15 protein-coding genes are annotated in these 14,218 nt (G+C 50.2%); 2 read left to right on the top strand and 13 right to left on the bottom strand.

The window, feature by feature from the left end; translation table 11 throughout:
• Positions 1–183: 183 nt before the first annotated feature.
• The 13 genes from FWE06_08610 to lon form a co-directional block, all read right to left on the bottom strand.
• Positions 184–1,455, bottom strand: coding sequence for an NAD(P)/FAD-dependent oxidoreductase (locus FWE06_08610; GenBank protein MCL2547230.1), 1,272 nt, complete (start codon positions 1,453–1,455; stop codon positions 184–186).
• Positions 1,448–2,287 carry a MurR/RpiR family transcriptional regulator gene (locus tag FWE06_08615; protein MCL2547231.1) on the bottom strand — a complete coding sequence of 280 codons (840 nt, stop codon included), beginning with the start codon at positions 2,285–2,287 and terminating at the stop codon, positions 1,448–1,450. Before FWE06_08615 ends, FWE06_08610 begins: the two co-directional genes overlap by 8 nt.
• Before the next feature lie 40 nt (positions 2,288–2,327).
• The gene (locus tag FWE06_08620; GenBank protein MCL2547232.1) at positions 2,328–3,032 is read right to left on the bottom strand and encodes an rRNA pseudouridine synthase; all 705 of its coding nucleotides are present in this window, start codon (positions 3,030–3,032) and stop codon (positions 2,328–2,330) included.
• A 26-nt stretch (positions 3,033–3,058) separates the two neighbouring features.
• Positions 3,059–3,625 carry an AAA family ATPase gene (locus tag FWE06_08625; GenBank protein MCL2547233.1) on the bottom strand — a complete coding sequence of 189 codons (567 nt, stop codon included), beginning with the start codon at positions 3,623–3,625 and terminating at the stop codon, positions 3,059–3,061.
• 44 nt (positions 3,626–3,669) lie between these two features.
• On the bottom strand, positions 3,670–4,779 hold the full coding sequence (locus tag FWE06_08630) for a D-alanyl-D-alanine carboxypeptidase (GenBank protein MCL2547234.1): 1,110 nt from the start codon (positions 4,777–4,779) through the stop codon (positions 3,670–3,672).
• A 58-nt stretch (positions 4,780–4,837) separates the two neighbouring features.
• Positions 4,838–5,254, bottom strand: coding sequence for a GerW family sporulation protein (gene ytfJ, locus FWE06_08635; protein MCL2547235.1), 417 nt, complete (start codon positions 5,252–5,254; stop codon positions 4,838–4,840).
• 1 nt (position 5,255) lies between these two features.
• A complete protein-coding gene (locus FWE06_08640; protein ID MCL2547236.1) occupies positions 5,256–5,591 on the bottom strand; it encodes a hypothetical protein in 336 nt (111 codons plus the stop codon).
• 124 nt (positions 5,592–5,715) lie between these two features.
• Positions 5,716–6,375 carry an SMC-Scp complex subunit ScpB gene (gene scpB / locus FWE06_08645; protein ID MCL2547237.1) on the bottom strand — a complete coding sequence of 220 codons (660 nt, stop codon included), beginning with the start codon at positions 6,373–6,375 and terminating at the stop codon, positions 5,716–5,718.
• 47 nt (positions 6,376–6,422) lie between these two features.
• Complete coding sequence (locus tag FWE06_08650; protein ID MCL2547238.1) at positions 6,423–7,151, bottom strand: segregation/condensation protein A; 729 nt, start codon at positions 7,149–7,151, stop codon at positions 6,423–6,425.
• Complete coding sequence (locus tag FWE06_08655; protein MCL2547239.1) at positions 7,148–7,918, bottom strand: site-2 protease family protein; 771 nt, start codon at positions 7,916–7,918, stop codon at positions 7,148–7,150. Before FWE06_08655 ends, FWE06_08650 begins: the two co-directional genes overlap by 4 nt.
• 28 nt (positions 7,919–7,946) lie before the next feature.
• Positions 7,947–9,248, bottom strand: coding sequence for a diaminopimelate decarboxylase (gene lysA, locus FWE06_08660; protein MCL2547240.1), 1,302 nt, complete (start codon positions 9,246–9,248; stop codon positions 7,947–7,949).
• Between the two features lie 82 nt (positions 9,249–9,330).
• Positions 9,331–9,912: a ribosome biogenesis GTP-binding protein YihA/YsxC gene (yihA, locus tag FWE06_08665; GenBank protein MCL2547241.1), complete on the bottom strand. Its 582-nt coding sequence runs from the start codon at positions 9,910–9,912 to the stop codon at positions 9,331–9,333.
• A gap of 27 nt (positions 9,913–9,939) precedes the next feature.
• On the bottom strand, positions 9,940–12,270 hold the full coding sequence (lon, locus tag FWE06_08670; protein ID MCL2547242.1) for an endopeptidase La: 2,331 nt from the start codon (positions 12,268–12,270) through the stop codon (positions 9,940–9,942).
• Between the two features lie 234 nt (positions 12,271–12,504).
• Here lon and FWE06_08675 point away from each other — a divergent pair, with 234 nt between their 5' ends.
• Together FWE06_08675 and ffh are read left to right on the top strand one after the other, a co-directional pair.
• The gene (locus FWE06_08675) at positions 12,505–12,879 is read left to right on the top strand and encodes a hypothetical protein (protein ID MCL2547243.1); all 375 of its coding nucleotides are present in this window, start codon (positions 12,505–12,507) and stop codon (positions 12,877–12,879) included.
• 2 nt (positions 12,880–12,881) lie between these two features.
• Positions 12,882–14,216: a signal recognition particle protein gene (gene ffh, locus FWE06_08680; GenBank protein MCL2547244.1), complete on the top strand. Its 1,335-nt coding sequence runs from the start codon at positions 12,882–12,884 to the stop codon at positions 14,214–14,216.
• Positions 14,217–14,218 lie beyond the last annotated feature (2 nt).

The raw sequence follows: 14,218 nt of genomic DNA on the forward strand, positions 1-14,218 counted from the left end.
AAAACTACGCTTTTCACAAAAACCATCATGCATCACAGCTATCATAAACTATACACTAAGTAGAGAGTCAAGCCTTTTTTCAAAAAATTTTATAAAAAATCCGCATTCGGATTCTACCCTCGAATGCGAGATAATATAAGTTTTCCAAAACCATTATCCCCATTTTTAGCCACGTGTCAATGGTCAATCCATGCAGCCAGCAGCCCGCCCTGCCACATACCCCGTACTCCACGCAATCTGCAAATTATACCCACCTGTAAAGGCGTCGACATCCAGCAACTCACCGGCGAAGTATAAGCCTTTGACCAACTTAGACTCCATCGTCTTTGGGTTGACGTCCCGTACGGCAACGCCTCCGGCCGTAATGACGGCCTCATCAATCGGGCGCGTACCGGCAACTGTAAAGCAAAACCCCTGTACAGTACGAACGATCTCGCGCCGATGTTCTTTAGTCACGCTGTGTGCGGGCAAATCGCCGTTCACCCCAACACGTTGCAACACAACGGGCACGCATGCCGCGTGCATCATTTGAGCCAGAATATTCCGTGCGGTTTTGTTTGGCGATTGCGTTATATCACGCAGCAACCGTGCGTCGAATTCTTCGGGCGTAAGCGCAGGCTTCATGTTAATGCTCACTATGTATGGCGGCGTAGAAAAATCTTTCAAATACGCGCTTGCAGACAACACCAACGGCCCCGACATTCCAAAATGCGTAAACAGCAGCTCGCCCATGTCTTTAAAAAGCACTGCGCCACCACCGTCTCTCAACGTCAACGTTACATTGCGCAAGCTCAAGCCTTGCATTACATCACACTCATCTGCGCACAACGGCACTAGCGACCCATGCGGCGGCACGATAGTATGACCCAAAGCCTCTGCAAACCTGTAGCCATCACCCGTTGATCCGGTTTTAGGGTAAGACAAACCTCCGGTGGCAAGTATTATCGCTTGACATCCGATGATTTCATTGCCGCAATGCACCCCAATAGCTTGTCCGCCCTTGGTTTCCAAGCCTTTAACGCACTCATGCAGCACCGTCACACCACGATCATCCAGCCATTTCCGCAACGCTTCAATTACATCAGCCGCGCGGTCACTCTGCGGAAACACACGCCGTCCACGCTCGACTTTCAGCGGCACGCCGATACTTTCAAAAAAATCCATCGTATCACGCGGCGAATGCGCCGAAATGGCGCTATACAGAAATTTTCCATTCGTCGACACATTTTGCATAAACTGCTCTAAGTCGGCGTCATTTGTAATGTTGCAACGCCCTTTTCCCGTAATCCGCAACTTTTTTCCTAAATCCGCATTGCGTTCCAACAATAGCACGCGCTTATCAAGCGATGCCGCTTGCCCTGCCGCCATCATACCCGCCGCGCCGCCACCAACGACAATAACATCAATTTCTGATATATCGCATCTCATGTGCACCGGCACTTGTCTGTTACTCATACACACCATTCTCCGCCCAAATGCGCTCCAATTCGCCAAAATTATTAATAAATTCACGACTCCGCCGCTGCCCAAGTGTCACCAAAATGGCATTAATCAGCGACATCGGCGCAACCAACGAATCGACAAAGCTGTTGATGCCCCCGCTTGCCAGTAGCGTGTGGTGTGCAATCGCGGCGGGCGGCGATTGTATATTGTCAGTCAACGCAATCACCGTCGCGCCCTTGGTCTTAGCGTAGCGCATCGTCTGCAACGTATCCCGCGAATAACGCGGAAAACTGATGCCAATCACCACGTCATCTTGATTGACACGCATCACCTGTTCAAACAACGCATTCGACGGTCGCAACATCGTCACGCCATCGCACAACAAATTCATATAATACCCCATAAAATTCGCCAACGCCGCACTGCTCCGCGCACCGATAATATACAACCGCTTAGCGTCCAAAATCGCGTCAATGGCGGCGTTGAACACCTGTCTATCCAATATATCTGTCGTTTGACGAATCAACTCAACATCATTTTGCAACACCTGTTTAATAACGTCCTGCTGCCCGTACTGCTCACTGCCGACCTCCATGCGTTGTACCGATGTCAAACGACTGCGCACCATATCCTGCAAGGCTTTCTGCATATCTGGATAGCCCGTGTAACCCAGCTCAGCTGCAAAACGCACTACTGTCGATTCACTCACGCCGACAGTCTGCCCCAATTTCTGCGCCGTCATAAACGCAGCCTTGTCGTAATGCCGCAAAATATACGCCGCCAAAGCGCGCTGCCCCTTAGAACCATGATCATTTTTTTGCTCGATACGGGCTAATGTGTCCATAATATCCTCCATGTGTGCAATGGGCGACGCAATGCCGCCCTTACAGCGATTTCAACCACTCTACCTCACCCGGCGTCAAGTGCCTATACTTGCCGGGCTTCAAATCTCCCAGCTGCAACGGTCCCATGCGCACGCGCCGCAAGCGCTGTACACGCAACCCCGCCATCTCGCACATCCGCCGAATCTGCCGGTTGACACCGGTGTGAATGGTAATCAAAATCGTGCCTTTATCCTCAAAATGTTCAACAAGCTCTAAATCATCCGGTGGTGGAATTGGCTTACCGTCGAGCTTGATCGAGCGGTTCAATCGCTTGAGCCCGCCCGTGATATCGCCTTTTACGCGCACACGATAAGCCTTGTGGACCTCATGTGACGGGTGTGTCAGGTTATGCACCAAGTCACCGTCGTTGGTCATCAGCAACAGCCCCTCGGAGTCATAATCCAACCGCCCAACAGGCACAACTCGTTCTGTGATATCCTCAATATAATCCTTAACACACTCTCGTCCTCGGTCATCCGAAAGCGTTGTCATCACCCCGCGCGGCTTGTGCAGCATGATGTACACAAGGTCAGGGCGTGTGGGGATCGGCTTGCCGTCAACGGCAATGATGTCGGCTCGTGCGTCAACAGCTTGTCCAACGGCTGCCGTTTCGCCATTGACCGTTACACGGCCGTTTATGACCATTTGCTCTGCCGCGCGACGCGACGCAATGCCGCGTTCGGCGAGTAACTTTTGTATACGCATGGTTTTCTCCTTATTGCAGCAAATGCTTATTCGATACATTGTAACCCAGCTACTATCTCATCAACAATTTCGTCTGTACTTTTTACGCCATCAATAACAAGGTCAGAATAATGAATTTGTGTTTCGGGCATACGAGCGTATGATGGGCGTGATGTTTCCAAATAAAAACTCAGTTCTTTCTCAACAACCGAAAGGCTCACTTCGATTTTATTTCTGTGCGCTTCTCGGCTTGTGTAATCACGTATTATTCGTCGTGCCAGTGCTATGTCAAGTGGTGTGTCAATATAAATCGCGAAATTAATGTATTGCCCAACTCGTAAATTGCGATAGCCGAAAGGATAATCAACTATGATATAATCTAACGATTCGTTTAGTAACTGTTCAATGTCTTTGACCAGTGGTTCAACGTACCATTCGTTTTCGTCGTTTGTATCGGCAGACCATTCATTTATGTCGCGGTCAAGTCTGATGTCGCTATAACTATCAAAGCTAACGATTACGGAATTTTTAAGGCGTTTTTTCAACGCACTGACCGTAGTTGTTTTGCCGCTACCAGCAATACCGGAAACGCTAATTACAAAAGGTTCCTTCATACTCCCTGCACCACCTAATATAGATTTTCTGCCATCATTAAAATCTACAACCACCAGCCCCGCACCCAGCCGACAAACCGCCGCCAAGGCGATTCGCGTACCACTTCGGCTTGCGGTACATCGGTATCAAACACCAGTGCCGTGCGCATAAGTACCTCGTCACCGCGCCGTACAATCAGCCAGCCCGCAACATCACCAGCCCGCACTCCTGCAAACACAAACCACGGTGCTTGCGCTGTTACCGTCACTCCGGCCAGTTCAGTATCGGTCAGCGGATATGCTGCCCGTTCGGCAGCCACCAAATCAACAGTCGGCCAAACACCGCCTATAACCGATATTGTTTCATGTATAATATTATTCTCTATGAAGCATCTGAGCGGATACGTAGAAAACCCATAATTCAGCATCGCTGTGTGGTCATTCCAGTCATCGGGCGCGTTGAGCGTCACGGCAATAAGTGTCTGTCCATTTCGTGTTGCACTGGACACCAAACATCTGCCCGACACACGTGTAAAACCAGTCTTAACACCATCCGCGTCGTCATAACGATGCAGCATTTTATTGTGATTGTTGAGCGTCCGCCCTGCCACGTTAGCCGTCTTAGTCGCCGCAATCTGCGCCAGTTCCTCATTGGCAAGCATCGCCGCTGCCACCACAGCAAGCTCGCGCGCCGTCGTGTAATGCCCCTCGGCATCCAATCCATGCGGATTTGCAAAACTCGTGCTCGTCAACCCAAGCCCAGCGGCGCGCACGTTCATCAAAGCGACAAAAGCTTCTTCCGACCCGCCGACATGTACAGCAAGCGTCAACGCCGCATCGTTACCGGATTGCAGCAACACGCCATAGAGCAAGTCGCGCACCGTCACTTCTTCATCGGGCCGCAAGTACATCGACGAGCCTTCCACGCCCGTTGTCGCCGCGTCAACAACCACAATGTCGTCAAGATTGCTATTCTCAGCGGCCACAAGTGCTGTCATAATCTTTGTCGTACTGGCCATCGGCAGCCGTTGGTCGGCATTATGCGCGTATAATACACGCCCGCTTGTTGCGTCCATCAATGCCGCGCTCTTAGCCGATGTCTGCACCGCCTGTGACGACAGCGGCACAGACGCGACCAGCAACAATATCACCAGGCCAATTGAAAACTTCCGCATGAAACACACCCCTTATCAGCTTATTACCGCTAACAAGGTATGCTGCCGGACAAGTTTATTAGACGTCGAACTCTGCTTCGCCGCCTTCTTTGTCCTTTTTAAGCTTTTTCAGCACGGCAATGAGTTTGTCGATCGCACCCGGCACCGCGTCAATGACACGACTGATGCCCCCGTCGCTGTCAGGCGCAACGGGCACTAAGCTAACGCCGGCATCGGTGACAATCAAGAACGCGACAGGCACAATCTTGGCGCCCGCGCCGCCGCCGCCGCCAAAGTTTTCATTGCGATGGTCAACATGCTTACTCGGAATGTCGCTGCCGCCCGCGCCAAACCCGAACGACACCTTCGAAACCGGGATAATGGTTGTGCCGTCGGGCGTGGTGATGGCCTTGCCCACCACGGTGTCCACGTCTATCATCTCGCGGATTTTCTGTAATGATGCCCCCATCAGCTCTACAATCGTGTGCTTTTCCATGTTATTCATCTCCTTTTTTTGTTATTATGTACAATTTTAGATATGAAAATGCCAGCTTCAACAAGTGCCGAATTTTAATGGATATTCGTATCTCTCCCTCAGCAGTGATTCTCTCAGCGTCAAAATCCAAATAAAAACGTACATCGCTCGGCTTTATCCCGATCTTGTAAACAAGCGGCACAATCCCGCCGTGCCAAAGCATTTGCATTTTGCCATACCGAATGGCAGCATCTGCCGGGTCATCGTGTCCGACAGTCACATCAACCGATAGTCTGTCTACACGAATTTTCGCCAGCGTTTTTCCCGTGCTGTCCAGCAATTGCTTGACCGTCTCCATACTCAACCCAGATGTCAGGGCTTTTTTTGTTTTTTTAGGTCTTGCTGCTTTTTTCTGCCTGTGTTTTGCAGGATTTCCCGATTTTTTTAACTTGTTTTTTGGTTCTTTTGAGGGTTTTTGAGGATTACTCTGCCCGATTTTCTTGCGGAAGACCCCGATTTTCACTTGCGCCTTCAATGGCAAAAACTTGACCGAAATTCGAATCCGTGTCACCCACACGACAATGAGCAGAGCAGCCAGACACCCTAGAATCCACAGCAATATCGTCACTTTGCACCTCCGTTGATGGCAGTACCTCTGGCAAATCATCCAATGTTTTTAGCCCGAAGCAACGCAGAAAGTTGTGGGTTGTGCGGTACAACCGCGGACGGCCCGGCACTTCAAGTTTGCCACACTCTTCAATTAAGCCCTTGTCGCACAACGTACCGACCGTGCCGGATGAATCGACACCGCGAATTTGCTCGATCACCGCCCGCGTCGTCGGCTGGTGATATGCCACAATCGACAGCACTTCCATGGCTGGCTTCGACAACAATGGCGGCTTGCGTTCTTCTAGCGTCTCGCGAATCAATGGTGCATACTGCGGCGCGCTCACCATCTGATAGCTGTCGCCCGTGCGCACAATCCGCATCCCCCGCTGCTCGTAGGCGTAAGCATCGGCAAGTGTGTCACATGCAACCGCACAGGCATCAATATCAAGAGAACCAGCTTGTGCCAGTCTTTCCAACTTAACCGGCTCGCCTGCGGCGAATAAGATTGCCTCTATTTTTGCACGTTTATCCACTATGACACCTCTATTCCGAACTCCGCACTCCGAGTCCCGCATTATTATCATGCCGCTGTAAAATATAGTCCCTTTTCGCTGTCACGCGGCACAATCTTTGTATCCTTACACAACGCCAACAAGGCCAAAAATACTGCCACGCGGCGACTTCGTGTGCCGCACTCTTGCAATAAATCGAGAAAGTGTACACGCTTGCCCTTGGTCAGCCGCGTTACGATGTTGTCCATCTCAATGTCAATGGGATGATACTCACGCCCCACTAAACCCGATAGATTATCCGCCGCCATGCGTTCAAAATCGGGACGATCAAAGAGTGACAGATATGCCTGTGACAAATCAGCAATATCGTGAACATCTTGATATGCCTTGTTTTCAAGCGGCGATGGCGGCTTGGTGATATAGTCAAAACCCGTTGTCTGCCCTGCCAGCCAATCGGCGGCTTGTTTGATTGCCTCATATTGCTCGGCACGTTGCCGCGCTTCAAGTGCTTGTAAGAGCGAGTCGACCTCTTCGTCGCGCTGTTCACCGACTTTAAGGAGCATTCGCGTCTTCAAATAAACCAAATGCGACGCCATCACTGTAAACTCCGTCGCGATTTCCATGTCGAGTGCTTCCCATTGCGTCAGCATTCCTAAGTATTGTGCTACAAGACGTGTCAACGAAATGTCCTGAATTTCAATTTTGTCACGGCTGAGCAGCATAAGAATAGCGTCCAACGGCCCTTGAAAATCGCCATATTCCTCGTGGTTAATCACGGTAAAGGTCAGCTCTCTCATATAAACAGCCCCATAATTGGCGTAACAAGCATCTCAGCAAAAAGCATAAACCGTATAGCGACCCAGAAAATTGCCTCGCCTAAAAAGTCCAGCGCGCCTGAAAACAGCAAGACAATCAAAATAATCATCCCAAATTGTTGTACGCGCATATACCTGTTATACAAATCATTAGGCATAAATGCGCCAAGAACTTTCGAGCCGTCCAACGGCGGAATTGGCAATAAATTAAACAATCCTAAGCCAATATTGATGAGCAGCAGAAAAATCAAAAATGTGCCCGTTGCGCCCGCAGTCCCGGAAAGTAAGTAGTTCATAAAAGCTGTTAACACCGCTTGAATACCATTGATTTCAACAAGAGAAGCGAAGTTCATATGGTATGGCACGTCAACAAATGTTAGAAAATTGGCAAAAGTCACATGAAATACAACCACCAACGCTAACGCGCTGAAAAACGCCAGTATAAAGTTTGTCAACGGCCCGGCAAATGCCGTGATGCCCATGCCGCGCTTGACATTGCGAAATGCCCGCGGATCGACCATGACAGGCTTAGCCCAGCCAAAGCCTACCAACAGCAACATCAAAATACCAATCGGGTCGATATGTTTGAGTGGGTTCAATGTCAAGCGCCCCCGCTGCTCCTGCGAGCGGTCCCCCAGCTTATACGCCGCCAGTGCGTGCGCCAATTCATGGAAAGAAAGGGCGATAATAATAGCGGGTATGCGAAATAAAAAAATGGGATTGTCGAAGAAACTGCGTATCATATCCATAACTGCTCACCCCTAATTGCTAACTATTTTATGCATCGTTTCTGCACAAATCGTGATAACTTTCCCGACGCACCGCAACACGGCTTTGTCCGTCTTTGACCATCACGATCGGTAGACGCGGTACACGGTTGTAATTGTTTGCCATGGAGTAGTTGTACGCACCTGTTGCCAACACCGCAATGCGCTCACGCGGCTTGACGGGTGCCAAAGATATTTCCTTGGCAATCAAGTCGCCACTTTCACAACAGCGCCCGGCCAACGCGACGCTTGCTTCCTCGCCTTTATCACGATAGGCTATCGACACGGCACGGTACTCTGATTGATACAACGCATACCGCAAGTTATCAGTCATGCCGCCGTCAACAGCGACATACGTCCGAATGCCCGGCACTTCCTTAACCGAACCGACAGTGTATAGCGTAAGCCCTGCATTGCCAACAATCGCGCGCCCCGGCTCTAACACCAAATGCGGTAGCGGCAAATCGTACGTCAAGGCACAACGCTTAACAGCCTCAGCAGTAGCTTGCGCCACCTCATCAATGTCACGCGGGTCTTGGCTTTCGATATAACGTATGCCAAATCCGCCGCCAACGTTGAGTTCGGTGATTGTTATGCTATGTGTATCGCGCCAATCACGGCAAATTTCCATCAATTTTTCAACAGCAAACGCAAACGGCTCCGGCTCAAAGATTTGCGAGCCGATATGGCAGTGAATGCCGACAATATTAACCGCAGGCAACCCTTGCGCGGTACGGATAAATTCGTCGCTTTCCTCAATCATGATACCAAACTTTGAGTCAAGTTGCCCGGTTTGGATAAACTCATGCGTATGCGCCTCAACGCCGGGTCGAATACGCACGGCAATATCGGCAGTAATTCCGCGCTTGCTTGCGAGCTCGTTGAGCAGGTGCAATTCTTCCAAATTATCAACTACAAATCGCCTGATACCAACGGTCAGCCCGAAATCAATCTCCTCCGGCGACTTGTTATTGCCGTGGAAATACACGCGGCCAGCCGGGAATCCCGCCTCCAACGCTGTGTACAATTCGCCGCCCGATACGACATCAATGCCCATGTTTTCGCGTACCATAATACGGTAAATTTCCTTACACGTCAAGGCTTTGCTTGCATAAGCCACGGTAAAATTATCGCCGTAATGCTTTTGCAACGCGCCTGTAAAAGCGCGACAGTTGTTCACGATGGTATTTTCGTCCATTACATAAGCAGGTGTGCCATATTCGTTGGCGATTTTCTCTAAATCGCAGCCCCCAAGGGTTAAATTGCCTGCGACGTTAACGTCTAGTGCCGGCATGATTTTCTGTTCTCTCATAGTTTCTCCCTTTGTACAAGCACTGTTCGCCCATAATCTTTTTTTACTTAATGTGGCCATTTTTGGCGGGCAAACCCCGCCCTTATATTGCCAAAGCTGTCATAGCCGCCTTTAACTCATCCAATCCTGTCTTCTTCTCCGCCGAGCAAAAGTAATACGGATGCCCCTGCGCAAACTCTTCCATGCGTTGCGCCGCAAGCGGTTTGTCACGTCCTTTGAGTTTGTCCGCCTTATTAGCAGCCAGTACGAAAGGTAAATTACTTGACAGCATATAATCACGCATTTGCACATCATCTTTCGATGGCTCGTGCCGCGCGTCGACAATCAGCACTGCGCCTCTGAGCTTGACTGCTTTTTGGAAAAATTCCTCCATCATCACGCCCCAACGCGCCTTTTCCTGCTTCGATACCGCCGCAAAGCCATAGCCGGGCAAGTCAACCAACATTGCCTTGTTGTCTAAGTCGAAAAAGTTAAGCAACGCCGTCTTGCCCGGTGTCGCGGCAACACGCGCGAGTTTCTTGCGGTTTGCAAGCGCGTTAATCAACGACGATTTGCCGACATTGCTCCGCCCTGCCATGCAAATCCACGGCACGGGGTCAGGCGGCGCACCGTCAACCTTGACCGCGCTTTTAATAAACGTTAATGTGTGAAAATTGTGTCCCATAACTACCCCTTGCTAGTTTACTCGCTGTTAATCGCGCAATGCTACTTTTAATACATCGTCCATATGCGCCGCCGCTACAAATTGCAAGGCATTGCGCACATCGGGGTCGATGTCTTGCAAATCGCTTTCGTTGTCGGCAGGAATCACCACCGTGCGAATACCTGCACGGTACGCCGCCATCGTCTTTTCTTTCAAGCCGCCAATCGGCAGCACGCGCCCGCGCAACGAAATCTCGCCCGTCATCGCCAAATCGCGGCGAATCGGCCGCCCTGTCAGTGCGCTAATCAACGCCGTAGCCGCCGTAATACCGGCCGACGGGCCGTCTTTGGGAATCGCGCCCTCGGGGAAATGCACATGTACATCTTTTTTTGTATGAAAATCCGGCGCAATCTGCAAATCCTCAACGCGGCTTCGAATATACGTCAACGCCGCGCGCGCCGATTCTTTCATCACCTGCCCGAGGTTGCCGGTCAATTCGATTTTACCGCTGCCGTCCATGACGCCGGCCTCGACTTCAAGCAGTTCGCCGCCAACGCTTGTCCACGCCAAACCGTTGACAACGCCGACTTCGTTACTTCCGTGCAGACGTTCGGGCTTGTATTTGCGCGGGCCGAGGTCTTCTTGCAACGTATCGGCACGGTACGTCACGCGCCAATCGCTGTCCTGCGCCACACGCTTTGCCGTTTTGCGGCACAACGCCGCAAGTTGCCGTTCAAACTGCCGCACACCCGATTCACGCGTATAACCGGAAATAACTTCGCGTATCGCGCCATCGGTTATTTTAAAATTCGTTTTGCTTAAACCGTGCCGCGCCAGCTGTTTGGGCAGCAGATGCCGTTTTGCGATACGCAATTTTTCTTCGTCGGTATAACTGGTCAGTTCAATCACTTCCATGCGGTCAAGCAACGGGCGCGGAATGGTTTCCGTCGTATTCGCCGTCGCGATAAACAGCACATCGGATAAATCAAACGGAACTTCAGCGTAATGGTCACGGAAAGCGTGATTTTGCTCAGGATCAAGCACTTCTAGCAGGGCACTGGCAGGGTCGCCGCGAAAATCATGTCCTAGTTTATCAATCTCGTCCAACAGCAGCACGCAATTTTTACTGCCCGCTTGCTTAACACCCTGTAAAATACGCCCCGGCATGGCACCGATATATGTCTTGCGATGCCCGCGAATATCGGCTTCGTCATGTACGCCGCCAAGCGAGATTCGCGCCAGCTTGCGGTTTAGTGCCCGTCCTATACTCATGCCAATGCTCGTCTTACCCACACCGGGCGGGCCGACCAAGCACAAAATCTGCCCCTTAATATCAGGCGCAAGTCGCTTGACAGCCAAAAATTCTAACACACGCTCTTTGACTTTCTCCATGCCGTAATGCTCAGCGTTGAGCGTCTTTTCGGCGGCTGTGAGACTCAACCTGTCTTTGCTGCGTTTACGCCACGGCAACTCTAATACAGTGTCCAAATAGGTGCGAATGACGCCGGCCTCAGGCATCCCAAAATGCATTTGTGCCAGCCGCGAAGTTTCTTTGATGAGCTTTTCCTCAATTTCAACAGGGAACTTCAAATCAGCAATGGTCTGCCGGTAAATATCAATGTCACTCTCGCCACTTTCAGCCGATTCGCCCTCGAACTCGCTCAACTCTGCTTGAATCGCCCGCATTTGTTCGCGCAGGAAATAGTCTCGCTGATTTTTCGCCAGGTGCCCGCGCAATTTACCTTGCAACTCATGCTCAGCTTTTAAGATATCAATTTCACGAGTCAACCATTTTGTCAATGCCTCTAAGCGCGACCATTCATTGGACTCTTCCAAAATCGCCTGTTGCTCATCCGATCCATGCCCGACATGTTGGGCAATATAATCGGCAAGCCGCCCCGCATCACGCTCAGCTCTGACATTTGGCAATACTTCAGCGCTCATTTGCGGTACGAGGTGTGCATACTCTTCAAACAACACCACAGCTTGCCGTGCTAAAGCTTCGGCACGCACAGCAGAAATGCGACGTCTTTTGATTGGCACAGGGTCAACATGCGCGATGGTAAAATCACTGCCCATCTCTATATCAACCAATACACCGCGCACCAAGCCTTCTGCCATTACGCGCAGATGGTCGCCCGGCAATTTTAGAATTTGGTCAAGCTTTGCGACAACGCCGATACGGTGCAATTGTTTATGATTGGGGTTTTCAGTTTCCATATCGCGCTGTGTCACTAAGAAAATGCGACGATCGCTCAGCATAGCTTGTTCAAGTGCCTTAACTGAGCGGTCGCGCCCGACATCAAAGTGGATGACCATATGTGGAAATACTGTAATGCCGCGCACGGGCAACAGCGGCAAAGACTGAAAATGGTTCATTACATACCTCATTGACCAAATTATTTTTATATCAAATTATTATACAGGATTTTACCGTAAATTGCAAGCCTAATTAAAAATTCACAAAAAGCCACCACAACCTATTGACAAATCAACCCACGTTGAGTACAATATATAGTTGTAAAGCGATATTGCTTGACAAGCATTGTAATCTTGAGTATAGAGCGTGAGATACAGGAACTGTCGAAGAGTTACATTACGGGAGGGTTCAAAATGCTAATAACGCGAAATCCGGTCACCATGACCCTGCTGTTTGACTATTATGGCGACACATTGACTGAAAAACAATGCGAGGTATATGAATCTTATCACTGCGCCGATTTGAGTTTGACAGAAATTGCTGAGAATCTCGGCATTACACGTCAAGGCGTACACGATTTGCTAATGCGCTCAGAAAAAGCATTAATGAATTTGGAAAAAAAGCTAGGCTTCGTGCAACGATTTGAAGTGCAAAAGGCGCGTACTGAACAAATTATATCTATTCTACACAATATGGACGAATTAAATCGCCGTGCACTGAGCAGCGCGCAAATGGATGCTTACATCAAGCAAGTTCGTGAGATATTGCAAGAACTGGTGGGAGAATAACAATGGCATTTGAAGGGTTGACACAAAAGTTAGGTGCGATTTTTAATGGGTTGAAAAGCAAAGGGCGTTTACGCGAAAGTGACGTGCGAGACGCTATGCGCGAAGTGCGCGTGGCGTTGTTGGAGGCCGACGTTAATTTCAAAGTGGTCAAGCAGTTCATCGCCGGTGTAACTGAAAAGTGTGTAGGCAGTGATGTATTGGATAGCCTATCCCCTGCCCAAACAATTATCAAAATTGTCAATGATGAACTCATTGCGCTGATGGGTGGTGAGAATCAAAAGCTGACAATCGCGTCCAAACCGCCAACAATTATCATGATGGTGGGTTTGCAAGGTGCAGGTAAAACAACAAATGGCGCGAAGTTGGCGGGCTACGCCAAGAAAAAGCTAGGCAAGCGCCCACTTTTGGTGGCGTGTGACGTCTATCGCCCGGCGGCAATCAAACAGTTGCAAATCGTTGGCGCGCAACTGGGTGTTCCGGTCTTCGAAATGGGGCAAGATGACCCTGTCAAAATTGCTAAAGCTGCTATTGCCCACGCCACTAAACATGGCAACGATATGGTTTTCTTAGATACAGCGGGACGCTTGCATATCGACGAAGCGCTGATGGACGAACTCCGTGCCATCAAAGCGGCAGTCAAACCCACTGAAATTTTACTGACAATTGATGCTATGACAGGGCAAGATGCCGTCAACGCCGCTACGGCTTTCCATGAGGCCCTCGACATTGACGGAGTGGTGCTGACAAAGCTGGACGGCGATGCCCGCGGCGGCGCTGCTTTATCGGTTAAGGCCGTGACGAGGCGACCTGTTAAATTCGTCGGCTTAGGCGAAAAGCTCGACGCCATTGAACCTTTTCACCCCGAGCGTATGGCAAGTCGCATTTTGGGCATGGGTGATATGCTTTCACTCATCGAAAAGGCTCAAGAGAATTTCAGTGAGCAAAAAGCCATTGAGCTGGAAGAAAAAATGCGCAAGAACAAAATGACGCTCAACGACTTCCGCGACCAGATGTCACAGCTCAAAGGCATGGGCAACATCGCTGATATTGCAAGCATGTTGCCTGGCGTCAACCAAAAAGCCTTGACAGGCGCAACCTTTGATGATAATATGTTCAAACGCACTGATGCCATCATGTCGTCGATGACGCATTATGAGCGTGAGAACCCCGATGTCCTAAACAGTCGCCGCAAACGCCGCATTGCTGCCGGCAGCGGCACGCGGGTTGAAGATATAAACCGCCTACTGAAACAATTTGAGCAAATGCAGATGATGGCGAAGCAAATGACAGGCGGCAAGATGAAGAAAGGCAAACGCGGTATGCTGCCGTTTATGTAAGG

It is taken from the genome of Oscillospiraceae bacterium (assembly GCA_009780275.1).
GTDB lineage: Bacteria > Bacillota > Clostridia > Oscillospirales > UBA929 > WRAI01.

Excerpts from the sequence above, each read along its gene's own strand:
- FWE06_08620 (MCL2547232.1), bottom strand. The coding sequence starts at position 3,032 with ATGCGTATACAAAAGTTACTCGCCGAACGCGGCATTGCGTCGCGTCGC.
- FWE06_08650 (MCL2547238.1), bottom strand. The coding sequence starts at position 7,151 with ATGAGAGAGCTGACCTTTACCGTGATTAACCACGAGGAATATGGCGAT.
- FWE06_08640 (MCL2547236.1), bottom strand. The coding sequence starts at position 5,591 with ATGGAGACGGTCAAGCAATTGCTGGACAGCACGGGAAAAACGCTGGCG.
- FWE06_08625 (MCL2547233.1), bottom strand. The coding sequence starts at position 3,625 with ATGAAGGAACCTTTTGTAATTAGCGTTTCCGGTATTGCTGGTAGCGGC.
- FWE06_08675 (MCL2547243.1), top strand. The coding sequence starts at position 12,505 with ATGCTAATAACGCGAAATCCGGTCACCATGACCCTGCTGTTTGACTAT.
- FWE06_08630 (MCL2547234.1), bottom strand. The coding sequence starts at position 4,779 with ATGCGGAAGTTTTCAATTGGCCTGGTGATATTGTTGCTGGTCGCGTCT.
- ffh (MCL2547244.1), top strand. The coding sequence starts at position 12,882 with ATGGCATTTGAAGGGTTGACACAAAAGTTAGGTGCGATTTTTAATGGG.
- yihA (MCL2547241.1), bottom strand. The coding sequence starts at position 9,912 with ATGGGACACAATTTTCACACATTAACGTTTATTAAAAGCGCGGTCAAG.
- ytfJ (MCL2547235.1), bottom strand. The coding sequence starts at position 5,254 with ATGGAAAAGCACACGATTGTAGAGCTGATGGGGGCATCATTACAGAAA.
- FWE06_08615 (MCL2547231.1), bottom strand. The coding sequence starts at position 2,287 with ATGGACACATTAGCCCGTATCGAGCAAAAAAATGATCATGGTTCTAAG.
- lysA (MCL2547240.1), bottom strand. The coding sequence starts at position 9,248 with ATGAGAGAACAGAAAATCATGCCGGCACTAGACGTTAACGTCGCAGGC.
- lon (MCL2547242.1), bottom strand. The coding sequence starts at position 12,270 with ATGAACCATTTTCAGTCTTTGCCGCTGTTGCCCGTGCGCGGCATTACA.
- FWE06_08610 (MCL2547230.1), bottom strand. The coding sequence starts at position 1,455 with ATGAGTAACAGACAAGTGCCGGTGCACATGAGATGCGATATATCAGAA.
- FWE06_08655 (MCL2547239.1), bottom strand. The coding sequence starts at position 7,918 with ATGGATATGATACGCAGTTTCTTCGACAATCCCATTTTTTTATTTCGC.